The following is a 25,224-nucleotide window of genomic DNA, read 5'->3' as shown; positions in this document are numbered from 1 at the left end:
TACACTAAAAATAACTTTAATCATCAAGCTGTTTTTTCCAGAATGGTTAAATGCCTTTTGGGTATTTTAATCCTGTTTATCCTGCCAAACACAACCCTGGCTGCTGAAGATGATTATGCCAAAAATGCATTTCCTTTAAAAGTCAGTCCAAACGGCCGCCATATTACGGATGCGAACGGCACTCCTTTTCTGATGGTTGCGGACGTTGCCTGGCAGCTGCTCCGCAAACTGAGCTATCCCGAAGCACTGCACTATATGAATGTGCGGAAGTCTCAGTCGTTTAATACTATTCTGGTGGAACTTTTGCCGGCTTTGCCCAACCAGAGAAATTATCATAAAATACCGCCATTCCAGAACAACAATCTTTCGAAGCCCAACGCGGCCTATTTTGATTATCTTGAAAAAATGATTGCAGCGGCAAAGGAGCGCAATCTTGTTGTCGGCATTGTGGTATCACGCAAAAGCTGGAACGTCGTTTTTGATGCGCACAATGAAGAAATCTGGAAAGAGTACGGCGCCTTTGCAGGAAAGCGCTACGCGAAATACAGCAATATCATCTGGATTGTAAGTGAAGAGGAATATCAGAGTGCTTCCCAGTTCAAAGCCATTGCTGACGGCATCCGTTCCGGTTTTGACGGACAGATTATTGCATCATTAAGTACTTGTTCGCCAACGAATAACAGCAGTTCGCCAAACCGCTCGGATCTCAAATTTATTATTCCGGATTCTACGGTAACGTATTCGGAATATGCCGCGCTGGCCAACTGGCAGAAAAATTCAGCAGAAGCTGCGCTACGGCCATTTCTGATCGCCAATTCAGAATTCCCGAAAGAAATTGCCGACCAGTCGGGGCTGATCCGAAATCAGGCTTATCAATCTATTATGAGTTCTGCCGCCGGTTTTTGCCATCTGAGCACCATCCGGAATTTTAATCCGACCTGGAAAATGAACATTACCAAAGACGGAGCGGAATACATTCATCAGCTGGTTAAAATCCTGAAAGGAATTCCGTGGGAATACATGCAGCCGGAAGCTTCTCCGCAACTGCTGCCGGATTCTGTTGACCAAAGCGAAATCGGCATTCTTTCCTTATCAAACAAACGCATGGCGATGCTGTACGTGCCTTCTTCCAAACCGGTAACGCTTGATCTCACGCACCTGAACGGCACGGAATTTGAAACGGTCTGGTACAGTCCGCGTACTGGCAGACGGTGGACCGGAGGCAGTTTTCAGACAGCAGCCCATGCCATTGTGCAGCCGCCGGACTCGCAGCCTGGCTGGGACTGGGTTCTGCTGGTCGGAGCAAAGAAATGAATTTTGCCTGAACCCGCATTACTTTGCTCAATTTGGAACCTGCTGCCATTTAAGCTTGATATTCATTTATATTCTTAATAATATTACTTTGTGTTGAATTTACATGAAGTTTTAAACCAGCGTTCTCATCTTCATCTTTCGTTAATAGCCTGGAATTGCCTTTCCGGCAAGCAGAATCACCCATGAACTTAATTGGAAAACGTATTGCAATTTGCCTGTTAGCGGTATTGATATGGAGTAATGGTTATGGTCAGGAAGTTTTTTGGGCAAATAAGGTTCTTGGCTATTCCTCCGAGTTACGGCCTGCTCAGTACGGCTTTGCATTCCGGGCGAAACAGATTCTCGGAGAACCCAATAAATTACCCGATTTCGGAAGCAGTCCATGCGCGTGGTCGCCGGCAGAAGCGGACGGCAGAAATGAAGAATGGATTAAAGTCGGTTTTGAAAAAGCCATTCAGCTTAAACAAATTGCCATTGCAGAAAACTTCAATCCCGGCGCCATTACGCGCGTTTATGCGTATGATGAATCCGGCAAGGAATACCTGATTCCGGAGGCTGTGTCTTCACAGCCGGCCAGACAAGCACAATCCGGCACCAAGGCTGTGGAGACACAGCCCGCCGCCAAAGGAAGAATGCTACTCATTTTTCCAGAGCAGAACATCCTTGCCAATGCCATCAAGATCGTCCTTCAGCCGGGAAAAGTAGCCGGATTTAACCAGATTGATGCCATCGGAATTTCCGGATCAACCGTTCCTGTAGAAGCGGTGATCAACGTCACGGCCAACGTCCAGGCGAACATGCAGAAAGAAAATATCGGCAAGGCAATCAACAGCAAAGGACAGGAAGTAGCACCCATTATATCACCGGATGGCAAAACCCTTTTTTTTACAAGAAGCAATTTTGAAGGCAATACAGGCTCGCCCCAGAAACAGGATGTCTGGTATTCGACATTAAACGATAAAAACCAGTGGGGCCAGGCCGTGAACATCGGGCCGCCGATCAACAATGCCGGAGATAACGCCATCACCAGCATATCGGCAGACGGAAAAACCATTTACCTGATCAATGTATACCGGCCGGACGGCAGCATGTTTTTCGGACTGTCGCGTTCCTTTAAAACAAAAACCGGGTGGAGCTTTCCGAAAGAGTACCGCATCAATAACCTTTCCGGCTACATTGGCAGCATGGAACTTACCGTTTCCCCAATTGGCAATGTGATGATCATCTCCGTGCAGCGCAGCGATACTGAAGGCGGGAAAGATCTGTATGTTTCCTTCTTGCAGGGTGACGACAGCTGGTCGGAGCCGAAGCATCTTGGAAATGTGATCAATACGGCGGATTATGAAGGAACGCCGTTTCTTGCGCTGGACAATAAAACCCTGTACTTTTCTTCACAAGGCCACAGCGGATATGGCGAAGGCGATCTTTTCCTGACACGACGACTGGACGATACATGGGTAAACTGGTCCAAACCTGAAAATCTGGGTCCGGCGATCAATACGCCTCTGTGGGACGCATACATCAACATTCCGGCTACGGGCGACTATGCCTATTTCAGTGCGAGTGAAAAAACGGTGGGCCAGGAAGATATTTACCGGATCAGGATGGTACCGGAAATCAAGCCGGAACCTGTAGCCATTATTACAGGAATTGTTTATGAAGCGGAAACGACCAAGCCGGTCCGGTCCGAAATCGTGGCGGATATCAAAAAGAGCAATGCCGTTTTTACCGATGCAACCTTTGACCCTGAAACCGGAGAATACCGGCTCATTCTGCCCTTAAAGGAAATCTACCGCCTAACAGCTTCCGGCGAAGGTTATTTTCCGTTTACCGAAGAGATCGACCTTACCGAAGAAACCGGTTTCAGAACGATAAAGAAAAACCTGTATCTGCAGCCGATCAAAGCCGGACAGCAGATCAGGCTGAGCAATACCATGTTCTCGCAGAGCAGCGCAGAAGTGATTCCCTCCTCTTTTTCGGAACTGGACCGGATTGTGGCTACAATGAATACGTATCCGACCATGGAAATTCTGCTGGAAGGCCATACCGACAATCAGGGTGAAGTGAAGCAGAATGTAAAACTTTCGGAAGACCGTGTGCAGCAAGTCAAAAAATACCTGCTTTCCAAAGGCATCCGTCCGAACCGAATCCAGACCAAAGCATGGGGTCCGGCCAAACCGATTGCCAGTAATCTGACCGAACAAACCCGTAAAAAGAACCGCAGGGTAGAGTTCACCATCCTTAAAATCTGAAAAACCACCTGTAAAAGGAAATTTGTTTAATTTCGCGCAACTTGATTTGCTGGTGCAGCATTCATTCCGGCACAAATAAATCATTGGCGAACTTTCATTAACTGATGTCCTTGAAACACACAAGCGAAAACCTGCAATCCAGGCTGATACTACTTGTCATCCTGATTGCAGGTTGCGTACTAAGAATTTATCAGCTTGACACGTACAGCATTTTCTTTGATGAGAAAAGCACGATGGTTGTAAGTCAGGGAATCGTACTGGAAGGTGCCAATCAGAAAAAAGTTTTTTCCGAAAGAACATTATCCGTTCCGCCTTTCTGGAAAGCGCCGGCGCTGCCTTATCCGCCTGCAAACGTGGTGAGGTCATTTACCTATCAGGAAACTTTCACGCCGCGGGCATTCACGCCCGCAGAATTCTGGTCGCCGAAAACCATGGCCGATTATTACGAAGCCATGACCAGAAGCGACATCGGCAACAGTCCGTTTTACTATCTGCTGCTGCACATATGGATGGAAATATTCGGCCTTTCAGACTTCTCGGCCCGGTTCCTGTCTGTTGTCTTCAGCGTTATGATAATCGGTCTGACTTATGTATTCGGAAAACGGTTTTTCGGTGTTAAAACGGGACTGATTGCCGCTGCTATCGTTGCCATTGAACCTTTTTTTATTGCCTACAGCCATCAGGCGCGCAATTATTCACTTACCTTTTTACTGACGCTCCTTGCAACCTATTTCTTTCTGCGGATTATTGAAAACCAGAACGGTAAACAAAAAATCTCTTTATACATCGGTTATATCCTTGCTGCGGGGCTGAGCCTTTTATCCCATTTCCTCACCATTTCGGTATTGCTGGCGCATGCAATCTATGCATTATTCTTTTTGAGATCCATAAAAGGCTGGATCAGAATGGCCCTTTCGGCGGTACTTGCCTTAACCGGCGTTACGTGGTGGATGATTTTTGGCGGCGGTCAGTACACGCTTTACTCGCTGAGTTATCAGGCAGATCTGTACAAAAGGATGGCCGACACCATGCCATACAACAATCCGTTCGGGATTATACTGCCGGCTACACCGCTGAATGTGTTCAACAAGTCACTGCCGATCTTTACGGATCTGGTCATTTTTACCAATGGATTAACAGATGCGCTCGCTGGAAAAAGAAATATCCTTTTTTCCATCCTTACAGGTATATTGCTGATCGTTTGGTACCGCTTTAAAGACAGGATTGCAATGCCCGGCCGGCTTAAAATGAGTGTTCCTTTTGTTCTGGTTCTTTCGGGGCTGACTTTATATACAAGCCACCGGCTGCAGTTTTGTATTCTGTCGGTGAGCTTGTTTGCACTTTCGTTCATTCCGGACTTTCATCGTCAATCCGATCTGAAGCAGAGGAAAAAATTATGGATGCTTTACAGCATGGCGCTGATTCCTACTTTGTTCCTGATCCTGATGTCATTCAAAAACGGGCATACGTTCGGGCTTACGCAGCGCTATTCCGGTTTTTCATTCCCCTATGTCATTATTCTTTTATCACTGCTTTTACAGTTTTATACCAGAATGAAGCCGGAATTCAGGATTATTATTTTTGTCTTTCTTGCTGTACAGTTATACTTTGTAAGTACGCGCCTCAAAGAATTTTATGAAGACCGGTCGCTGAAATACGGCTATTTTGCAACGCCGAGAGCGCCGAATCCTTATTATGAAGCAGCACGGAAAATCAGTCGGCTGTACCAGAAAGGAGACACGATTATGTACCCGGCGCCGCGTTTTCAGATCCTGTCGGAAATGGACCGCACTTTTTTACCCTATTCGGTTCAGGATGCGCAGCTTACCAATTTGTATTTCCCAAAAGATGCCCAATACATTCAGGTTATGGACACCACGCAGACTTCCAGTATCCTGCTGAAAAAAGCCGGAAGAAAGAGGCCGGTCGAGATTATAAAACTGAAAGGATTACGTTACGGATCGGAATAAGGCCCACATCCGTGGAAAAAGCCGTCCAATAAGATTTCGTATATTGCGCACCTGAAACCGAAATTGACCGTTATTCTGAATTAACCTTTTACATATATACACATCACACCAGGCATGACTGCAGAAGAAATATTGAATGACCCCAGACAGATCAGCGGCGAGCTCAGGCTGAAAATCCTGAACTTGTACCACAAGGCAAATGCCGGACATATCGGTTGTTCTCTGAGTTGCATTGACCTGATGATTGCCGTTCTTTTTACCCACAAATCGCAGGAAGATACTTTTATACTGTCCAAGGGACATGCCGCTGCGGCATTATACGCCTGCCTTAACATTTCAGGCGAAATAACAGACGAAGAACTCGACTCATTCTACGCGGACGGGACAACGCTTCCGGCGCATCCGGCCCCACAGCAATACAAAGGCATCCCGTTTGCAACAGGTTCGCTGGGCCATGGCCTGCCGATCTCTGCCGGAATTGCGCATGCAGCAAAAATCAGCGGAGAAGACAGCTACGCGTTTGTGCTTTTGTCAGATGGCGAAACCAATGAAGGGACAACCTGGGAAGCAGCCAATTATGCCATTCAGAACAGGCTGGACAATCTGTTTATGATTATTGATAAAAACGGTCTTCAGGGTTTCGGGTTTACAGACCAGGTCATGGGCGAAACGGCATCCGCAGAGAAATGGAATGCAATCGGTTTTGAAACCATTGAGCTGGACGGGCACGATATTACGGCCATCAGCCAGACCATCAGTGAATTGAAATCCCGTAAAAACGGATTACCCAAAGCCATTATTGCCAATACAGTAAAAGGCAAAGGGGTTTCCTACATGGAAAACAAACTGGAATGGCACTATTTACCCATGAATAAAGACCAGTATGAACAGGCCACGCTGGAAATAAAGGAACGCTACTTTAATGAATTGACGAATGCTTGACCATTTACCGGTATACCGTGCTAAAATTGAACAGTTAAAGGGCCCGGTATTTGTTTTTGGCGCCAGCGGTTTTATCGGCGCCAACCTTTTTAACGACATTTTCAAGATCAGGAAAGATTGTTATGCGCTTACGCATGACGCGACCAAGGCATGGCGGCTGAAACTGCTGAATGTGCCTTTTGAAAACATCATTCACTGCGATATACTTTCCAATAATTCGGTTCAGGAAGTTTTTGACAAGTATAAACCGCAGACGATTTTCAATCTGGCGGCATACGGCGCTTACAGCAAGCAAAGCAATGTTAACCTGACTTATGAAACGAATGTGCTGGGTACGGTCAACATTCTGCAGAACTGTACGCGGGAAATGGTTTATATTCATGCAGGCAGCAGCTCGGAATATGGTTTCAACTGTACTTCGCCGAAAGAAACGGACCGCGTGGAACCCAACAGCCATTACGCCGTATCAAAAGTATCCGCCGCTTACTTGCTGGAATATTACGCGAAAGTTGCTGACCTTAAAACTCTTAATTTAAGGTTATACTCCATTTACGGTTACTGGGAAGAACCCGACAGACTCATTCCCAAACTGATTGAAAATGCCCGGAAAAAGCAGCTTCCTTCGCTTGTGTCGCCGGATATAAGCCGTGATTTCGTGTTTATTGAAGACTGTGTGGAAGCTTTTCTGGATGCTGCACTGAACGTCAGCAGCAGCACGGCCGGAAAATCCTACAACATTGCAACCGGCGTAAAAACCACGATGGGAAATCTGGTGGATACTTCGCGAAAAACGTTCGGTATTACGCAGGAACCGCAATGGGGCAGCATGTCGAACCGGAAATGGGACCTGGCGGAATGGTTTGGAGACCCGGGTGCTTTTGAAAAAGACTTTGGCTGGAAAGCGCGTACAACGCTGGATAGCGGACTTTTGAAATACAGCAACTGGCAGGAAGCAATTAACTATGAGGAACGCGTCATTCCGGCTTTTGAAAACCCGAAATTAAATCCGGTCATAACCGCCATTATTGCCTGCTACAAGGATGCACAGGCCATCCCGTTTATGTACGACAGGCTTGTCAAAACCTTCAACGAACTGAAAGTTCGGTACGAAATTATTTTTGTAAACGACAATTCGCCTGATAATCAGGAAGAAGTAATCAATGCGATTTGTGACAAAGATCCGAATGTGGTCGGAATAAGTCACTCACGTAATTTTGGCTCACAGTCTGCTTTTCTGAGCGGAATGGAAATTGCCACGGGTGACTGCGTCGTGCTGATGGACGGTGATCTGCAAGACCCGCCCGAAGTAATCCCGGCTTTTTACGAAAAATGGATGGAAGGCTTTGACGTGGTTTACGGCGTACGCGTCCAGCGCGAAATGAAGCCACATATCCATTTTTTTTACAAAACCTTTTATAAAATTTTCCAAGGACTCAGCTACATTCCGATCCCGCGCGATGCAGGCGATTTTTCAATGATTGACCGCAAGGTTGTGAAAGAACTTGTCGATCTTCCTGAGACGGAACAGTTTCTGCGCGGACTGCGGGCGTGGGTTGGCTTTAAGCAAACGGGCGTTCCTTATATCAGGCCGGAACGGATGTTTGGCGTTTCTACGAACAACTGGACGAAAAATATCTGGTGGGCAAAAAAAGCCATTTTCTCGTTCAGCTTTGCACCGCTGGAACTCATGAGCTACGCCGGTTTTGCGCTGACGGGCTTGTCTATTCTGGGTATCGTCTGGCAGATTCTGGCCAAACTGTTCTTTTTCCCGGATACGCCTCGCGGCATCAGTACGGTTATTGTACTGATCGTATTTTTCGGCGGACTGACGATCCTTGGCATTTCATTTCTGGGCGAATACATTACCAAGATATTTGAAGAGACCAAAAAGCGACCGAAATACATCCGTACCCGGATCCGGCGCGGTTCAAAATCGTACAAGACCGCAGATGAAATCAGAACGCTGGTAAAACAGCTCAGAAAATGATATTATGAGAAAAGAATTTTCAAATGCCATGGAACAGCTGGCGACGGAAGATGATTCCATCGTTTTTATAACAGGTGACCTGGGCTATAATGCGCTTGAAAACCTGCAGGAAAAGCTTGGCAAACGATTTATCAATGCAGGCGTTGCCGAACAGAATATGGTCGGTGTAGCTGCGGGATTTGCGCATAAAGGTTATAAAGTGTTCTGTTACAGCATTGCGCCGTTTATCGTTTATCGTTGCCTCGAACAGTTCCGGAATGATGTATGCTTCAACAATCTACCTGTTTTTCTGGTTGGAAACGGTGGCGGCTACGGATACGGCATTATGGGAAGCAGCCATCATGCGATTGAAGATCTGGCTTGCCTGAGCGGACTGCAGAATGCAAATGTGTGGGTTCCGGCATTTTCGGATGAGGTGGAACCGGTTATCCGGCAAATCAGGAATGACGCACGTCCCGCTTATTTGCGGCTCGGAGCCGGGAAAACGGCACCTGAAAATTCTGTTTTATCAAAATCTTTTAAAATAATACATCAGGGAAATGCTGCCGAAATCACCGTTTTTGCACTTGGCCCGATTGCGAACAATGTCATGACCGCTTTGTCATTGTCAGCGGAGCTTGCATCCCGGGTGAACGTTGTCACGGCTTTGCATTTTCCTCTTCAGCTCGGCAGTGAACTGATTGATCTTGTTAAGAATGCGCCTTCTGTTCTTGTGGCAGAGGAACATGTGAGTACAGGCGGACTGGCTCAGCAGCTTTCGGTACAATTGCTTGAAAACGGCATTTTTCCACGCAGCTTCAGAAGCCTGAAAGCAGAAGGTTATCCCAACAGAAAATACGGAAGCCAGACTTATCACCAAAAAATATCCGGGCTAGACGCGGATTCCATCTTATCAGAAATCAGCCAGCTACTCATTCCGGCATGACGAACAAGGCTTTAACCGTTATTGTTAGCCTCATTCTTTTATTACCGTTAGTCATTTATTTTACGGTATGGGATTACTATGCCATCAATATTCCCAAATGGGATGACCACGCCCTGAAAACGTTTATCCTGGAATATGCCGGTGCCGAAAACGGACAGCAAAAAATCAGGGCACTTTTCAAACAGCACAATGAACACCGCATTGCACTCACGCGGTTTATTACCTGGATCGACTTTTGCATAGCGGGCGGTGTAAATTACAGGCATCTGATGCTTGCCGGCAACTTGTTGCTTCTGGGGATCATTCCGCTCTGGCACGACATCCTGAAGAAAAGCAAAAAGCCTCTTTTTGCATTGGTACCGGTTCCGTTCCTCTGGCTTACACTCGCTTTCTGGGAAAATATGTATTGGGGAATGGCCGCCATTCAGAATTTCGGCGTGGTGACGCTGGCATTATGGACGTTGTATCTTTGTATCAATCCCCGGATTTTCCCTTTTCTGATGTCGTTTTTTCTGGCGGGCCTCACCATCCTGACGAGCGGAAACGGGCTGCTGGTCCTCCCGGTCGGTGCGGTGCTGCTTTTTCTTACACAGAACCGGAAAAGATTTGCAAGCTGGATTATTGCCAGTGCTGCAATGGTTGCCGTTTACTTTTACTCATATACCAAAACCGGGTCCAATCCGGAGTCCAAGGCTTCTCTTTTCCAGCTTGTCAAAGGCTATATGGCTTTTTTAGGCTCTTTTGCTGAATCCTTCCCCGTACTGAACCATTTTCAGGTCTGCTTTTTTCTGGGCATTGTACTTTTTCTTGTCGCCGTTTCCATCATTTCCGCCACTTTGTTCAGACTGATCCGGAATAAATACGGCGTTAAATATGAGCGGATTACAGATCTTTTTTGCCTTGGCGCCATTCTTTTTATTCTCGGAACTGCATTGATTGTCGTTTACGGACGTGCGGGTTTCGGCCTGGAAGGACTGATTACCAGCCGGTATAAAATTTACTCCGTGCTGCTGCTTATTGTCGCTTATCTGTATGTTGTAATTCCGATCCGCGGCAGTTTTTTATCGCCCTATATTACCGCTATTATATTTCTGGCGGTTACTTTTAATGTTTTCAGTTATCATTATCATCTGGTGGATGCCTACAACCTGCGCAAAATGCTGGTTACCGAACAGTTCAACTGGACTTTTGAAGATAAAGAACTGAAATACCCTTCGGACACTTCCTTTGCTTCCCGGATCGTGGCCAAAACACCCGTTTTCTACGATCAATGGCTTCCTTTGATTTCCATTGCGGACCGGCAGAATTATGCGGGCAACTCACCCGGCATGACAGCTCTGTTTGATGAAACCAGTTTTAAAGCAGGCAAAAACAGCCTGACAGTCAACAACAATAGTTTCACCAGCCAGCGGTTGCAGGACAGCGGCATATATATTTTGCTAAGTTCCAAAAAACGGTATTATGTATTTCCGGCGTACCGTACACGCAATACGAGCAGGAAAGAGCTGTTTCTGAAGCAATATTACTTTGCATCCGGTTTTCATTCGGAAATTTCTTATGCAGGTCTGGAAAAAGGAACTTACCAGATTGCGCTCATTCGACAGCAAGGCGAGCAAACCGGAATGCTGTTTAAAGGAAAGAAAATAATCGTTCGGGAAACCCGGGAAAACAAAGTAAAGGTAAACTGGTAACTATGCGCGCCACAGCTCAGGGACATATCATTCAGCTTGACGGGATTCGTTTCATTGCAATTGCACTGGTGCTCATTGATCATCTGTTTGTAGCAGTGAATGTCATTCCGTTCGGAGCATTAGGCGTTACGATTTTCTTTGTACTGAGCGGTTTTCTGATTTCCAGGATTCTCCTAAAAAGCAAGAAAAAAACCTACGGAACGCCGGACGGCTTCAAAAAATATTTACGCAAGTTTCTCATAAGAAGAACCATACGCATTTTTCCGGTTTATTATCTGACCATATTTTTACTGTACGTTTTCAATGTGCCTCCGGTCAGGGACAAGCTTGCATGGCTCGCACTTTACGGTACGAACATTTACATGGCCTATCACAAGACCTGGATGGGCTCCGTGGATCATTTGTGGTCCCTTGCCGTGGAAGAACAAGTTTACTTATTCTTTCCATTTCTTATATTTTTTATACCAAAACGCAACTTGGTACCGGTTTTGGGCATGATGGGTATACTAAGCCTTGCATTCCGTTTCGTTTACTTCCTGATGAGAAAGGATTTTACAAGTGACGACTGGATTGTGACTTATGTAAGCACGCCCGCCTGCCTCGACTCCTTTGCGCTTGGCGGCTTTATGGCGTGGATCCAGCTTTACAAAAATGACTTTTTTATAAAACTTTTCAATAAATCCGGACCGGTACTGATCGGCTTGCTGGCCTGGGTGTTGTTGCAGTACTGGGCTAAAACTTTTGAAAACAGGTTCAATTTCGCCTTTGTCGTGCTGGACCGGACCGTTTCATCCGCATTCGGTTTTTTCCTGATCGGAAGAGCAGTAATGGGTTATAACGGGTTGATGGCTGCCTTTCTGGAAAATTCCGTAAGTATTTATCTGGGAAAAATCAGCTATGGCCTTTATCTGTATCACAATTTTGTCTATAACCATTTTCACAGCGGCCCGACGCACCCGACGGTTCGCCTGTTCAATAAAATTTACCAGTATATACCGGATTTAAGAGGTTCTGTAACCTTTGAAGCGCTTATTGTTATTGCGCTGACGATTGCCGCAGCTTCCATTTCCTGGCATTTTTTTGAAAAACCGATCAACGCAATAAAAGATAAGTATGCCAACTAATTTAAAATTTGCGATAGCCCGGTTACAGCCTTTATTTATTAATTTCGCCAAACATACCAAATAAGATTCTGCATGTCGTACCTGCTAAGTATTGTAATGCCTGCTTACAACGAACAAGATTGTATCGAAAAAGTAGTATATAACTGGACTGATTTTCTTAAAAATAAATTCCCGAACGATAAAACAACCCTCATTGTAATCAACGACGGATCCAAAGATAAAACCAGGGAACTTCTGGATAAACTAATCCCGAAAATTTCCAACCTGACCGTTATCCACCAGAAAAACGGCGGACACGGCAATGCAGTTGTGAACGGCTACCGCAAGGCGCTGGAAGTTGGTTCCGAATACGTTTTCCAGACCGACAGTGACGATCAGTTTGTTTCCAGTGATTTTGACAAGTTGTGGGAAAAGCGAAATCAGTCACAGTTCATTCTGGGTTACCGGCAAGTACGGCATGATGCGGGTGTGCGTCTGTTTATAACATCCTTTCTGCGCGGAACCATTTCGATGATTTACGGTACTTACATCATGGACAGCAACATTCCGTTCCGGCTGATCAAAGGCACTTTCCTGCAAAAGCTGATGAATCAGTTACCAGATCCGGAGCCTTTTGCACCAAATATCTTTTTATCCGTCATGGCGAAAAAATCCGGTCAGCAGCTTTTCGATATTCCGATTACGCACAAGGACCGGGAAACAGGAACCGTTTCTATCGTAAAATGGAATCTCTGGAAAGTTTGTATCCGAAGCTTTAATGAACTGCTGCGGTTCCGGCTTGAACTGAACAGAAAAGTGAAGGCGATCCGTGCTTAAAATTCAGGTTTGTGTCTATTAAAAAAATAGTTGTTTTTCTGCTGGCATTAGGAATCCTTTCAGGAGGATATTTTCTGTACCGATGGTCGCGTGGTTCTTCGGCTGCATGGAAATTCATTCCTTCCAATGCCGTTGTCGTTATTACAAGCGAGCATCTTCAGGATTCGTTCTACACCGCAACGGAGGCTGACGTTGATCTGAAAAGACTTCCGTTTCTGGACATTGCCAGCGATAATCTTTCGCTATTGAACCTGCTTACGCCGGACCGGAAAAAATTATCCGGTTTTCTCAAAGAGAAAGTACTTTCGTATTCCTATCATCCGAGAACGAGTACGGAATGGGGCGTGATCCTGTACATTCCCGTTAAAGATGACGAAGAAGCCAAATGGTTGAAAAGCCCGCAGCGGGCAGGAATCCGTGCTTTGCACCATACTTTTCAGAATCAGCGGATCACGGATATTATTGACAGCAATTCGCGGCCATTGTTTTCTTACCTTATCAAAGACGATTTTCTGATCGTCAGCTATTATGGTGATCTGATTGAAGATGTTGTGCGTGCTTCATCTCTGAACCTGGAATCGTTCCGGCTGAAATCGGAATTTTCACAGATTCATGATTCGGATTACGGGACAAGCCTGTATCTGAACAGCGAAGCATGGAACTCCGTAATTTCTTCCGAGCATTCAGACGGCGTTTTGAGAGAATTTTCAAGAAATTTCGGACGTTATCAGGATTTTCACATTGAAAAAAGCAAGGAAAAAGGGCCGCTTACGCTTAAATCCACAGGAACGGATTCTCCGGATTATTATCTTGCCGGCATCACCAACGGAATTCCGGGCGCGCCGTTTGCAGGTCACAGGCATATTTCACAGCAAACCTCATTTCTGTACCGGACAGCCGTCGTAGACAAGGAAGCATTTCAGAAAAATTTCCTGAAATGGCATAAAAGCTATAAATCCGAGGCCTGGAACAAGCTTAATTATTACATTGCCGGAGAAAGCAATCTGCTGATTGAAAATCTCGGATCGGAGTTGATTCTCTGTCAACTGGAAGAAAACAACAGCATCAGTGACGGAAAAATCCTGCTGGCAGAATTTTCCAACTACGAAAAGCTGAGGCCCGTCCTACAAAAACTGGCAAAGCTGGCCACACAGGAATCCAGTGTTTCAGCAGACCAATATCAGGGGTACGACATTTACTCCGTGCCGCTGCCCGAATTGCCTTCGGGACTTTACGGACCTATGTTCAAGGGATTTCCGAGAAGTTACATTACTTATATTGCGCCTTATCTTGTCATCAGCAACAATTCACAGGTTCTGCAAAACTACATTGTAGACTATGAAAACCAGATTACATGGAAACAGTCGCCGGAATATGACAGTGCGCTGACGGCCACCAAAAATGAAGCCCAGCTTTCACTGATTGTTAACCTGCGCAAAGCACAGACAAGAGCCGGGAAGCAGGCTGCAAAAAACTACAATGACCTTACTTCCAAAATTGAAGCCGTTGTTTTTCAATGCCATTACGACGGCAATAAAGCATATCCTGAAATAACGCTTTATCCGAAGAAGAGACAGACAGCCAGTAAAGTGCTTAACCGTACTTTTCTGAATATCAATATTGAATGGCCGGTGATTTACGACACGGAACTTGCCGCTCTCCAGAACCCGGTTGACGGCAGCTCAGAAATACTGCTTACCGATCAGAATAACAATTTATTGAGAAGCAGCAATTTATACGAAGGCAAAACAAAAGCGGTCGCCAGACTCAACGGTCCGATCGTTACCGCTGCTTACAAGCTGGACTTTCTCAATATCGGCAGGCAGCAAAGGATATTTGCCACGAAAAGAAGCATTTACGTACTGGATGAAGACGATTCCACAAGGATTTCAACTTTTACCGGAACATTGCCTTCTTCACAGCCCATCACCGCGCTGTATTCCATTGACGGCGGCAATGAAGGAAGTAACCGTTTGATTATCAAGAATGAGGCAGAAGAACTGTTTTTGTGGGAAAATGTCATGAAGCCGGTCAAAAGGCTGAACCGTTCCGTTCAGTTTGAAAGCATACAGAGTCCGGTTGTAGCATTGAACCAGATCGGAAACAGGGGTTTTATTGTCACGCAGAAAAACGGAAAAATCTACTTGCTGAAAGAAAACGGCACTGTACGGCCCGGCTTTCCGACTGACATCCTTACACGGACTGAAAGTGCATTCACATGGGCACAAAACCCTGAAAGTGGTCAGCCTGAACTGGTTGGCGTAAGTGTTTCCGGCGAACTGATCCGGATCGGTCTGGACGGAAACATAACATCGCGCAAGCAGCTTTTGCGCCCTGAACCCGGTTCCAGGTTCCGTACGCTTTTTGACAGAAACTCGCTGGACTGGATTCTTGTCCGTTCGCTCAATTCCAAAACTGCCATCATCACCAAGGACGGCAATGAACTGTTTGAGATCAAAGACATTCTGCCGAATTCAATCATCCAGTATCATTTCTTTGGCGTGGACAACCGGTTTATCAGCATTAAATCGGGAAATTACACGACTGTTTTCGATATGACGGGAAAGAGACTGGGCGACAAAGCCATTCCGTCGGAAATGCCGGTTCAGCTTACTTATCAGCCGGGTTATTATAAATTGCTTATATTCAGCAGGTCGGAAGAAAAAGTACAGGTTTGGTCGGTTAAGCTGCGGTAGTGTTTTTTATGAAATTTCTTAAATACGCATTTCTTGTCCTTGGTTGTCTGGTCTGGGCTGCCGGACTGAGCCCGGCCTTGTTGTCGGAAGCCGGGAAGCTGGATCTGATCAAAGACAGTTACCGGTTTGGCGATCTTTACCGTTTGTCCAATCTGGCTCAGTTTAAAGATCCAAGAACCGAATGCACAGCTTACAGAACGCCTGCAAAAACTGCTTCACAGAAAACCCATTTATACATCATCGGTGACAGCTTTACGGAAGCGCAGCGCGTTGGCAAAAAGGATTTTGCGGTGGATGCTTACACGTATGTACACTGGAATGAATTTCTGCATCTGAAAACAGATCCTTCCGAAACCAATATTCTGCTGCTGGAATCGGTGGAAAGGCATTTCAGGGAAAAGATGAAGGATACGATCCGGAACCTGATTCCGGACCATGCGACGTTTGTTTCCAAAGGCACTCCGCCGCGCTTCATGAACCGGCTCGACAATGCTTTCAAATCCAGATCAACCGAAGACCGGCTGGACGAACTGCTGTTTCAGAATGATGTCATTCTTACTTTGAAAGAATGGAAATCCGCATTTAATTACCGCTTCTTCAGCCGTGTGAACAAAGGCGTTACGCTTATAAACAATGACGAAAACGTCGTTTATTACATGGATACGGATACGCCCAACATGACTTCTTCTTTTTCCAAAGTAAATGAAACGGAAATTGACAGCATGGTACAAAATATCAATGCTTCGCAGGATTTTGCCAGAAATCTGGGTTTTGACCACGTCATATTGTCCATTATTCCAAACAAGGTTTCTGTTTTAACAACCGAAACTGTAAAATACAACAACCTGATCAAGAGGATTTATACGCATCCTGAACTGAAAATGCCGTTTATAGATGTTCTCACCGATTTCCGGAAAATGGGCAGCAACGCTTATCTTAAAGGCGATTCGCACTGGACCTGCGAAGGTCAGTACCTCTGGCTTGACAAAGTCAATGCATTTATAAAAACGATTGAGAAACCCGCAAATTCCTAATCTGCTACTTCCGCCGTTTCGCTCATTTTGGCCGTCAGCTTGCCAACGGTAAGCCCCTGAACAATAATGGAAAAGAGCACTACAAAGTAAGTAATGGCCAGAAGCAGATCTTTGTTCAGATCCTGATCTATAGATAAGGCCAATGCGATGGAAACGCCGCCCCGCAAACCGCCCCAAACAAGAATGGTTATGGACTTTTTACCAAAACGCGTACGGAACGGAATAATCCGGACCGGAATGTAAATGGAAATAAACCTTGCAAAAAGCACAACTGCAATCGCCGCTATTCCGATAAAACCGTATTGTTTCAGATCAGGAATCAGAAGCAGTTCAAAACCGATGATGAGGAACAGGATGGCATTCAGGATCTCGTCGATCAGTTCCCAGAACTTGTCAATATAATCCCGCTCCATTTCAGAAACGCCTCCAAGATTTTTCCCGTAATTGCCTACAACCAGTCCGGCTGCGACCATCGCCAGCGGACCCGACATATGCATGGCCTGCGCTGCAAGATGCCCGCCCATAACGATAGCAAGCGTAATCAGAACGTGAACATTGTAGCCGTCCACGCGGTAAATCATCTGTGAACCTATGAATCCAAGCACAAGTCCGAGAACAATTCCGCCGAGTGCCTCTTTGACAAGCAGTGAAGTAATGCCTCCGAATGAAGTATTTACCTCCTCGCCTCTCGCCAGTGCAAGCATCAGAATGAACACCACGACGGCCATACCGTCATTGAAAAGGGATTCTCCGGCAATTTTGGTTTCCAGCGATTTCGGAACGCCGGCCTGCTTCAGGATTCCTAATACGGCAATCGGATCGGTTGGTGAAATCAAAGCGCCGAAAACCAGACACTGAATCATCGGAATCGGCATTCCTGCAAAATTCAGTAAATTGTACATCAGAAATCCGATCACAAAAGTGGAAATCACCACGCTGACCGTAGAAAATATCATGACAGGCGCACGCTGTTCCCTTAAATCTTCCAGGTGAATGTGAATGGCGCCAGCAAAAAGCAAAAAATTAAGCATGGCTCCCATCAGGATTTCCGTCAGATCGACACTGGCGATCAGGGTCGTAATCCGGATAAATGTCCTTGGAAAAATACTGTCAGTTGCTATTAATCCAACGGAAACAATCAATGCAATCACCATTACACCAATGGATGCAGGCAGTTTCAGAAACCGTGCATTGAGGTAAGCAAAGATGGCCGAAAGGACGATTAATGCCGAAAAAGAATAATATAATTCCATAAAAATATTTTTAGACCAGCCAAAAATAAGAAACTCAAATTTAAAACTGCCCTTTGAAGAGGCTGATTTGCAAACTCTAATGGTATTCTAATGACCTGAACAGCTGTCAATTTTTCAAAAAAAGTACCCTGCGGCATGAATCCAGTTATTAAACCGGGAGATTTCCTACATTTAGAAATTGATACTTTACTGTTCCTTTTAATAAAAATATGCCGTTGAAATGATAAATATCCGGACTGTTTTCAGAAAACTATATTTACGATCCTTAACCAGTGCCGCCGCTGTATTTTGCTGCTGCATGGCATTACACGCCCAAAATGGTTTGCTGAAACCGGGATTCGATAAAGCCGAATATGAAGAGTTGCTGCGTATGCACGTCTTGCTTTACGATCCGCTGATGACAGATTCCGCAAAAACGCCTGTTCCGAAACCTGCCGTTTTCAAATCTGTTTACAAATCGCCGGTTATAGGACTGGACAATCGCTGGGAACTCTGGAAAAATGACGATCAGGTGGCGGCTATCAATATCCGGGGTACAACTAAAAACCCGGTTGGCTGGCTGGAAAACTTTTATGCTGCCATGGTTCCTGCACACGGCGAAGTCAAACTTTCTTCCACCTTTTTGTTTCAGTACCATCTTGCGGACCATCCGAAAGCAGCAGTACATATCGGCTGGCTTATCGGAACCGCTTATCTGGCGAAAGACATTCTCCCGAAAATCGATTCGTGCTACAAAGCCGGTATCAAGGACTTTCTGGTAATGGGACATAGTCAGGGCGGCGCCATTTCCTACTTGCTGACGTCGCATTTATACAATCTTCAGAAACAGAACCGCCTTCCGAAAGACATTCGTTTTAAAACATACAGCAGCGCAAGCCCGAAAGCCGGCAATACATATTATGCTTACGAGTACGAAGCCATGGTTGCCGGTGGCTGGGCGAATAACGTTATCAATGCAGCCGACTGGGTTCCGGAAGTGCCGTTCTCCGTGCAGACGCTGGACGATTTCAATAAAACCAACCCTTTTAAAAACATAGACAAAATAATAAAAAAGCAGAAGTTCTTTGCACGGATCGCATTACGGCATGCTTACAGGAAAATGAAAAAGCCAAGTGAAAAGGCAAGAAGTAATTATGAAAAATTCCTGGGCAACTACGCTTCCAAAATGGTCAGAAAAACGTTGCCGGAGTTTAAATCCCCTGTTTATTTCAAAAGCAGCAATTACGTACGCATCGGACCAACAGTCGTTTTAATGCCGGATAAAGCTTATTTTAACCTGTACCCGGATTCTGATGATCAAATATTTGTGCATCATCTTCCCGAACCATATTTATATTTGCTGAAAAAGTACAATGCCGGTCCGGCTGAAACAGGTAAGTCAAGATAATCCATCCTATGCGCATTCAAAATACATTTGTCCGGACAAGTATTCTTCTTTTCGGTTTCCTGATTTCTTTTTCCGTTCGTGCGCAGTATGAAACCAGATTTGAGAAATCCGGAGGCACTCAAACTACTGATTATGAAGAAGGTATTGCTTTTTATAAACTGCTGGCAAAAAAATTTCCTCAGGTCCGGATTACCGAAGAAGGATTGACTGACAGCGGCAAACCGCTGCATCTTGTTTTATATTCCAGCAATAAAAACTTTGACATAAAAAAACTGAAAGCAGAGGGAAAAGCCATTTTGTTTGTCAACAACGCCATTCACCCCGGCGAGCCGGACGGCGTGGATGCTTCCATGATGCTGTTAAGGGATATTTTGTTGAATCCGAAGAAATTTCCTGAAATGGAGCATGTTGTGCTTGCTGTTATTCCATTTTACAACATCGGCGGAACGCTGAACCGCAACAATACGACTCGTACCAATCAAAACGGTCCGGAAGAATACGGTTTCAGAGGAAATGCCCGGAATTTTGATCTTAACCGCGATTTTATAAAAAATGACACCAGAAATGCACGAAGTTTTGCAGCTATTTTCCATAAACTGGATCCTGATCTTTTTGCCGACATGCATGTAAGCAACGGCGCGGATTACCAGTATGTGATGACGCTCGATTATGCGCAGAAAGACAAGCTGGGCGGAAGACTGGGTGAATTCAACAATGCCGTTTTTCTTCCTTATATGTACAAACATCTTGAAAAAGCCGGTTATGAAGCAACGCCGTACGTGAATGCCTGGGGTCAGACGCCTGACAAAGGTTTTGTGCAGTTTCCCGACTGGCCGCGTTACTCAACAGGCTACGCCGCTCTTTTTCATACAATTGGTGTCATGACAGAAACACATATGCTGAAACCTTATGATCAGCGCGTGAAAGCAACTTATGCGTACTTGCACGGCAATATCCTGTTTCTGGCCAAATACCGGAAAGAACTGCTGCAATTGCGCAAAGAGACCAAGGAAGCGGTGAAAGTGCAGGAAAAGTTTGCGGTCACGTGGCAGGTTAACAAAGAGAAAAATACCCAGATCGAATTCAAAGGCTATGAACCTGAATACATTACCAGTAAAGTAAGCGGTCAGGAGCGACTGTATTACAACCGTTCAAAACCATTTATCAAGAATATTCCTTTTTACGATACGTACGTGCCGCAGGATGAAGTTACAAAGCCGGCAGCTTACCTTGTTCCGCAAGGCTGGCACAATATCATTGAACTGCTGAAACTGAACGGAGTGGAAATGAAACAGCTGGAAAAAGATGCTGAAATGGAAGTGGAAACGTATTTTATTGAAAATTACGAATCACCCAAACAGCCTTTTGAAGGACATTACTGGCATACGGGCGTCAGTCTCAGGACCGAAAAAACGAAAGTCGGTTTCAGGAAAGGCGATTGGTACATTCCTGTAAATCAATGGACGAACCGTTACATCATTGAAACGCTGGAACCCAAAGCAGTTGATTCTTTTTTCAAATGGAATTTTTTTGATACGATTCTTCAGGCCAAGGAACATTATTCTGCGTATGTATTTGAAGATCTGGCAGCGGAACTTCTGGAAAAATCACCCGAACTGAAAAAGCAGCTGGAAGAAAAAAGAAAATCCGAGCCGGAATTTGCAAAAAGCGCCAATGCCCAGCTCGAATTTATTTATGACCATTCACCTTATCGCGAAAAAGAGTATTTGCGCTATCCGGTTTTCAGGCTGATGAAATGATTTTTAACTAAAATAATCAGAGACGCAGGCCGAGGTTAAACATGAATTCTCCGGTAAATTCAATACCATGCATTTTGTTATTGATGTTGAGATACTTTTCGTTATCAACATATCTGGAACCGAGGCCGAGATGCAGGCCAAGCTGAAATGCGCGTGTGATCTGAAAATTAATGTAATTATTCACCATAAGGCCAAATCGGAACACTTTTGCTCTTGCCTCCGTACTGGTGTAACTTCCGGTATTCGGATTATAGAAGTCGTTATATATCCATCGATGACCAAAACCAGTAAATAAATTAGGACCTACTGCATAAGTGACGCGTCTTTGTCCTGCCGGATAAATTTTAAGTCCCGGCGAAAAATAAAATATTTCTGTTCCCTGTCTGGTATCGTAAGCAATACTTGAGGAATTGTCAGGAAAAGTAAGTGCAAAAGGCAGCGTAATACCAAAATAACCTTGTTTGTCGATGATTCTTTCGTAATTAATTCCAAAGCCAATGCCGCTGTCCAATGCCTGGAACGGAGAAAAATTGATGAGGTTAGCTCCAAACGTTATTCCTCGTCTGCTGTTTTTTTCATTTTCGGCCTCCTGCCGTTCGTTCATGTAAACAGTTACACCGTTTTCCATACGGATACTGCTCAGTTCATTTTTACGGATGACAAAGCTGGCGTCGGATTCTTCTTTTCCAAGCTTGTACGTCACGTTGTTGATGCCAACTTCGAGGATCTTGCATTCAGTGACTTTGCCATTTCTGCGGATGATGACATCCTGTGCATTTGCAACGATAAAAATGGCTGAAAATAAAACAGTTAAAGTAATGGCTCTGATCATAAATTTACTGATTTAATGAAGGTTGTCTAAATTTACGCATTCCGGAAAACTTTTACGCAGTATACCCACTGAACGTTTAAAAAGTTACTTCTGTTATACTTTCGGCCTCCTTGGTCAATAATTATTCAGGCTGTTTATATCATGATGTTAAAAGCAGCCATCTTAAAAAACACAAATGATATTTCAGGATTTAAAACTCATTGAGCCCATTACAAAGGCGCTCCGGGAAGAAGGCTACACAACACCCACTCCCATTCAGGCAAAAGCAATTCCCATTATTTTAGAACAGAAAGATTTGCTGGGCTGCGCGCAGACCGGAACCGGGAAAACAGCCGCATTTGCCATTCCGATGCTTCAGTTGCTTCAGAACAATCCGGTTGGAAAATTTGAAAGAAGCCGTATCCGTGCGCTGATACTTACTCCGACGCGCGAACTGGCTATTCAGATTGGTGAAAGTTTTGCCGCTTACGGAAGATATACCGATATAAAACATACCGTTATTTTTGGCGGCGTTGGCCAGAAGCCGCAAACCGATGCCATTCAGAGAGGCGTTGACGTACTGATTGCAACACCCGGCCGTTTGCTGGATCTGATCAATCAAGGCTTTATCAAGCTGAATCAACTTGAATTTTTCGTACTGGACGAAGCCGACCGCATGCTGGATATGGGATTTGTTCACGATGTTAAAAAAGTGATCAAACTGCTGCCTGCCAAAAGACAATCGCTTTTCTTTTCGGCAACCATGCCGCCGGCGATTGTTACGCTTGCCGATACGATCTTAAGAAATCCGTCCAAAGTGGAAGTGACACCTGTTTCCTCTACGGCGGACACGATCAGACAATCGGTTTTCTTTGTGGACAAATCGGATAAAAATTCGCTTTTACTGCATATTCTGCAGGATTCTTCCATTGCTACGGCGCTGGTTTTTACCAGAACCAAACACGGTGCCGACAAAGTTGTGAAAGTATTGAGAAAAGCAGGCGTTACGTCTGAAGCCATTCATGGCAACAAATCGCAGAACGCGCGTCAGAATGCGTTGAAAAACTTCAAAAGTCAGGCTACGAGGGTTTTGGTTGCCACGGATATTGCGGCAAGAGGAATTGACGTAGACGATCTGACGCATGTAATCAACTATGAAATCCCGAATATTCCGGAAACGTATGTTCACCGGATCGGGCGAACAGGCCGCGCAGGAGCGAAAGGAACGGCTTTTTCATTTTGTGATACGGAGGAAAAAGTATATCTGAAAGACATTCATAAACTGATTGCCAAAAACATTCCGGTGGTTAATGACCATCCTTATGCCGCAAGGAGATAAAATTTTAAATGGTTTGTGAATTTTCGTTACCGTATTATCCTTTATGGAAAACCGGTAACGATTTTTTTTAACGGTATGACAAAGAATACTTACACCGATATTGATCTCCACGAGGCGCTGAAACTGAGAAATGAAGCCAGTTCCGTATTGGTGGACGTGCGGGAAACATGGGAATTCGAAGAATTCAACGAAGGCGGCATCAACATTCCTTTATCCGAAATCCGGGATAAAAGGAATTTGCTGACTCCTTATAAAAATATTGTTGTGATCTGTACAAACGGCGTCCGGAGCAAAGTCGCGGCAATGGATTACTGCCGCGTACCCGAATGGCTGGACAAATCGATTTTCCACGTAAAAGGCGGAATTATCGAATCGGAATAGCTAGCTTAAATCCGTTTTATTCCGGCAAGTTCAGCTTTCCTTCAAACACGCGTACGGCTGGCCCGATTAAATAAACATCGTCAAATTCGCCCGGCTGTTTTTCTTCAAACGCAACTTCCAGCGCGCCGCCAATGGTTTTGACATGGATCGGACTTTCCCAGCCTTCACGTAAATGCGCTGAAAGTGCACAGGCTGTTACGCCTGTTCCGCAGGAAAAAGTTTCGTCTTCCACGCCGCGCTCGTAAGTACGGACGCTTAACTGATTCTGATCTTTTACCTCAACAAAATTGACATTCACGCCGCCTTTGGGCCCGTAAACGGAACCATACCGGATGCCGCTTCCGATATTTACGACATCCACTTCCTCAATATGATCCACATAGGTAACATAATGCGGAGAACCCGTATTCATGAAATCATGTTCGTCAAACTTTTGAACGTCTCGAACCGAAGACATTTTCAACCGGATAATGTCATCTGAAACTGTGGCTTCATGCAAACCGTCTACGGCAATAAAAGTGGTTTTTTCAGAAAAAAGGCCCAGATCATGCGCAAAGCGCACAACGCAGCGGCCACCGTTTCCGCACATGCTTCCTTCTCCGCCGTCCGCATTGAAATAAACCATTCTGAAATCGTAACCCGTTTCATTCTGAAGTAATATCAGTCCGTCCGCTCCGATTCCGAACCTGCGGTGACAAAGCGATGCAATGAATTCTTTCGAGACCGGAAAGTTTTTTTCCCGGTCATCAATCATTACGAAATCATTTCCGGTACCCTGATATTTATAAAATACGGTATTCATAAAAGTAAATAGTTTGCAGCATTCCAACGCCTGTAAAAATAGCGGATATTACATCCAGTTGAAACAGGCAGTTGTTTTAAACAACAAAACCCTGCAAGAAATAATTACTTGCAGGGTTTCGATTCAGGTCCGAAAGACAATAAATCTTATTTCGAAACTTTAAGCTCTTTGATACGAGCGGCTTTGCCCTGACGTCCACGCAGGTAAAACAAACGGGCACGACGTACTTTACCGCGGCGAACCAGTTCGATTTTTGCAATACTTGGAGAAAGAATAGGGAAAACACGTTCAACAGCTATGCCGTTTGATATCTTGCGTACTGTAAATGTCTCACCGCTTGCGCTAAGGTTACGGCGCTGCATAACAGTACCCTGAAATTGCTGGATACGTTCTTTGTTACCTTCGCGGATCTTAACGTGTACGTTGATCGTGTCGCCTGAATTGAATTCAGGATACTCGGATTTACGATTTTCAATCGTAGCTTCTACGAGTTTAATAAGTTCGCTCATGACGAATGCTTTTTATGGATTAAAATAATGACTGTTTTCAGCGGATTGGGTGACGCCCATTCATTCAAAACAGCTTTTGCGAAAACGAGTGCAAAGCTACTATTATTCCGTTGCATATGAAAGTTTTGACCTGATATAATCCTCAAAAATTATACGTTTTTACGCTTTGTTACCTTTGCAGCAAGCGCGTTGGTACAATGATTTAGGCAAATGCTATTTTGCATGACATTT

At 45.0% G+C, this 25,224-nt stretch carries 19 protein-coding genes; 15 read left to right on the top strand and 4 right to left on the bottom strand.

Features of this window, described 5'->3' with window-relative positions; translation table 11 throughout:
* Positions 1-57 precede the first annotated feature (57 nt).
* The 11 genes from FEM55_RS14110 (at position 58) to FEM55_RS14060 (ending at position 16,751) form a co-directional block, all read left to right on the top strand.
* Positions 58-1,314, top strand: a complete 1,257-nt coding sequence (locus tag FEM55_RS14110) for an apiosidase-like domain-containing protein (RefSeq protein WP_229209264.1) — start codon at positions 58-60, stop codon at positions 1,312-1,314.
* A 182-nt stretch (positions 1,315-1,496) separates the two neighbouring features.
* Complete coding sequence (locus FEM55_RS14105; protein ID WP_138282010.1) at positions 1,497-3,566, top strand: OmpA family protein; 2,070 nt, start codon at positions 1,497-1,499, stop codon at positions 3,564-3,566.
* Between the two features lie 104 nt (positions 3,567-3,670).
* A complete protein-coding gene (locus tag FEM55_RS14100) occupies positions 3,671-5,536 on the top strand; it encodes a glycosyltransferase family 39 protein (RefSeq protein ID WP_138282009.1) in 1,866 nt (621 codons plus the stop codon).
* A 114-nt stretch (positions 5,537-5,650) separates the two neighbouring features.
* The gene (locus FEM55_RS14095) at positions 5,651-6,478 is read left to right on the top strand and encodes a transketolase (protein ID WP_138282008.1); all 828 of its coding nucleotides are present in this window, start codon (positions 5,651-5,653) and stop codon (positions 6,476-6,478) included.
* A complete protein-coding gene (locus tag FEM55_RS14090) occupies positions 6,471-8,465 on the top strand; it encodes an NAD-dependent epimerase/dehydratase family protein (protein ID WP_138282007.1) in 1,995 nt (664 codons plus the stop codon). Before FEM55_RS14095 ends, FEM55_RS14090 begins: the two co-directional genes overlap by 8 nt.
* 4 nt (positions 8,466-8,469) lie before the next feature.
* Positions 8,470-9,390, top strand: coding sequence for a transketolase family protein (locus FEM55_RS14085; protein ID WP_138282006.1), 921 nt, complete (start codon positions 8,470-8,472; stop codon positions 9,388-9,390).
* Complete coding sequence (locus tag FEM55_RS14080; protein WP_138282005.1) at positions 9,387-11,081, top strand: hypothetical protein; 1,695 nt, start codon at positions 9,387-9,389, stop codon at positions 11,079-11,081. The genes FEM55_RS14085 and FEM55_RS14080 overlap by 4 nt, the downstream gene beginning before the upstream one ends.
* Before the next feature lie 2 nt (positions 11,082-11,083).
* Positions 11,084-12,205, top strand: a complete 1,122-nt coding sequence (locus tag FEM55_RS14075) for an acyltransferase family protein (protein WP_138282004.1) — start codon at positions 11,084-11,086, stop codon at positions 12,203-12,205.
* Between the two features lie 72 nt (positions 12,206-12,277).
* A complete protein-coding gene (locus tag FEM55_RS14070; protein ID WP_138282003.1) occupies positions 12,278-13,021 on the top strand; it encodes a glycosyltransferase family 2 protein in 744 nt (247 codons plus the stop codon).
* Positions 13,022-13,032: 11 nt separating this feature from the next.
* A complete protein-coding gene (locus FEM55_RS14065; protein ID WP_138282002.1) occupies positions 13,033-15,717 on the top strand; it encodes a DUF3352 domain-containing protein in 2,685 nt (894 codons plus the stop codon).
* Between the two features lie 8 nt (positions 15,718-15,725).
* Complete coding sequence (locus FEM55_RS14060; protein WP_138282001.1) at positions 15,726-16,751, top strand: hypothetical protein; 1,026 nt, start codon at positions 15,726-15,728, stop codon at positions 16,749-16,751.
* Here FEM55_RS14060 and FEM55_RS14055 read toward each other — a convergent pair.
* Complete coding sequence (locus tag FEM55_RS14055) at positions 16,748-18,004, bottom strand: cation:proton antiporter (RefSeq protein ID WP_138282000.1); 1,257 nt, start codon at positions 18,002-18,004, stop codon at positions 16,748-16,750. The genes FEM55_RS14060 and FEM55_RS14055 overlap by 4 nt on opposite strands.
* A gap of 298 nt (positions 18,005-18,302) precedes the next feature.
* Between FEM55_RS14055 and FEM55_RS14050 the strand changes: the two genes are divergently transcribed.
* Entirely contained in the window at positions 18,303-19,391 is a 1,089-nt protein-coding gene (locus tag FEM55_RS14050; protein WP_229209263.1) for a lipase family protein, read from the top strand.
* An 8-nt stretch (positions 19,392-19,399) separates the two neighbouring features.
* Entirely contained in the window at positions 19,400-21,151 is a 1,752-nt protein-coding gene (locus FEM55_RS14045) for a M14 family metallopeptidase (protein ID WP_138281998.1), read from the top strand.
* A gap of 16 nt (positions 21,152-21,167) precedes the next feature.
* Here FEM55_RS14045 and FEM55_RS14040 read toward each other — a convergent pair whose 3' ends face one another.
* Positions 21,168-21,983 (bottom strand): hypothetical protein, encoded by an 816-nt coding sequence (locus FEM55_RS14040; protein WP_138281997.1) that lies wholly within the window; start codon positions 21,981-21,983, stop codon positions 21,168-21,170.
* A gap of 175 nt (positions 21,984-22,158) precedes the next feature.
* Here FEM55_RS14040 and FEM55_RS14035 point away from each other — a divergent pair, with 175 nt between their 5' ends.
* Positions 22,159-23,301, top strand: coding sequence for a DEAD/DEAH box helicase (locus FEM55_RS14035; protein WP_138281996.1), 1,143 nt, complete (start codon positions 22,159-22,161; stop codon positions 23,299-23,301).
* 75 nt (positions 23,302-23,376) lie between these two features.
* Positions 23,377-23,682: a rhodanese-like domain-containing protein gene (locus FEM55_RS14030; RefSeq protein WP_138281995.1), complete on the top strand. Its 306-nt coding sequence runs from the start codon at positions 23,377-23,379 to the stop codon at positions 23,680-23,682.
* 16 nt (positions 23,683-23,698) lie between these two features.
* On the opposite strand, the gene dapF is transcribed toward FEM55_RS14030, so the two are convergent.
* Both dapF and rplS read right to left on the bottom strand, forming a co-directional pair.
* Positions 23,699-24,484, bottom strand: coding sequence for a diaminopimelate epimerase (gene dapF, locus FEM55_RS14025; RefSeq protein WP_138281994.1), 786 nt, complete (start codon positions 24,482-24,484; stop codon positions 23,699-23,701).
* 146 nt (positions 24,485-24,630) lie between these two features.
* Positions 24,631-24,993: a 50S ribosomal protein L19 gene (gene rplS, locus FEM55_RS14020; protein WP_138281993.1), complete on the bottom strand. Its 363-nt coding sequence runs from the start codon at positions 24,991-24,993 to the stop codon at positions 24,631-24,633.
* Between the last annotated feature and the right edge of the window lie 231 nt (positions 24,994-25,224).

Source organism: Dyadobacter sediminis (assembly GCF_005860765.1).
Lineage (GTDB): Bacteria > Bacteroidota > Bacteroidia > Cytophagales > Spirosomataceae > Dyadobacter > Dyadobacter sediminis.
Note: the sequence above shows the minus strand (reverse complement) of the source record. Positions and strands in the feature narration are given on the sequence as shown.

Coding starts and splice junctions, on each gene's coding strand:
- FEM55_RS14090 (WP_138282007.1), top strand. CDS start 6,471: ATGCTTGACCATTTACCGGTATACCGTGCTAAAATTGAACAGTTAAAG.
- FEM55_RS14085 (WP_138282006.1), top strand. CDS start 8,470: ATGAGAAAAGAATTTTCAAATGCCATGGAACAGCTGGCGACGGAAGAT.
- FEM55_RS14070 (WP_138282003.1), top strand. CDS start 12,278: ATGTCGTACCTGCTAAGTATTGTAATGCCTGCTTACAACGAACAAGAT.
- FEM55_RS14100 (WP_138282009.1), top strand. CDS start 3,671: ATGTCCTTGAAACACACAAGCGAAAACCTGCAATCCAGGCTGATACTA.
- FEM55_RS14040 (WP_138281997.1), bottom strand. CDS start 21,983: ATGATCAGAGCCATTACTTTAACTGTTTTATTTTCAGCCATTTTTATC.
- FEM55_RS14095 (WP_138282008.1), top strand. CDS start 5,651: ATGACTGCAGAAGAAATATTGAATGACCCCAGACAGATCAGCGGCGAG.
- FEM55_RS14080 (WP_138282005.1), top strand. CDS start 9,387: ATGACGAACAAGGCTTTAACCGTTATTGTTAGCCTCATTCTTTTATTA.
- rplS (WP_138281993.1), bottom strand. CDS start 24,993: ATGAGCGAACTTATTAAACTCGTAGAAGCTACGATTGAAAATCGTAAA.
- dapF (WP_138281994.1), bottom strand. CDS start 24,484: ATGAATACCGTATTTTATAAATATCAGGGTACCGGAAATGATTTCGTA.
- FEM55_RS14105 (WP_138282010.1), top strand. CDS start 1,497: ATGAACTTAATTGGAAAACGTATTGCAATTTGCCTGTTAGCGGTATTG.
- FEM55_RS14030 (WP_138281995.1), top strand. CDS start 23,377: ATGACAAAGAATACTTACACCGATATTGATCTCCACGAGGCGCTGAAA.
- FEM55_RS14050 (WP_229209263.1), top strand. CDS start 18,303: ATGGCATTACACGCCCAAAATGGTTTGCTGAAACCGGGATTCGATAAA.
- FEM55_RS14055 (WP_138282000.1), bottom strand. CDS start 18,004: ATGGAATTATATTATTCTTTTTCGGCATTAATCGTCCTTTCGGCCATC.
- FEM55_RS14075 (WP_138282004.1), top strand. CDS start 11,084: ATGCGCGCCACAGCTCAGGGACATATCATTCAGCTTGACGGGATTCGT.
- FEM55_RS14045 (WP_138281998.1), top strand. CDS start 19,400: ATGCGCATTCAAAATACATTTGTCCGGACAAGTATTCTTCTTTTCGGT.
- FEM55_RS14060 (WP_138282001.1), top strand. CDS start 15,726: ATGAAATTTCTTAAATACGCATTTCTTGTCCTTGGTTGTCTGGTCTGG.
- FEM55_RS14035 (WP_138281996.1), top strand. CDS start 22,159: ATGATATTTCAGGATTTAAAACTCATTGAGCCCATTACAAAGGCGCTC.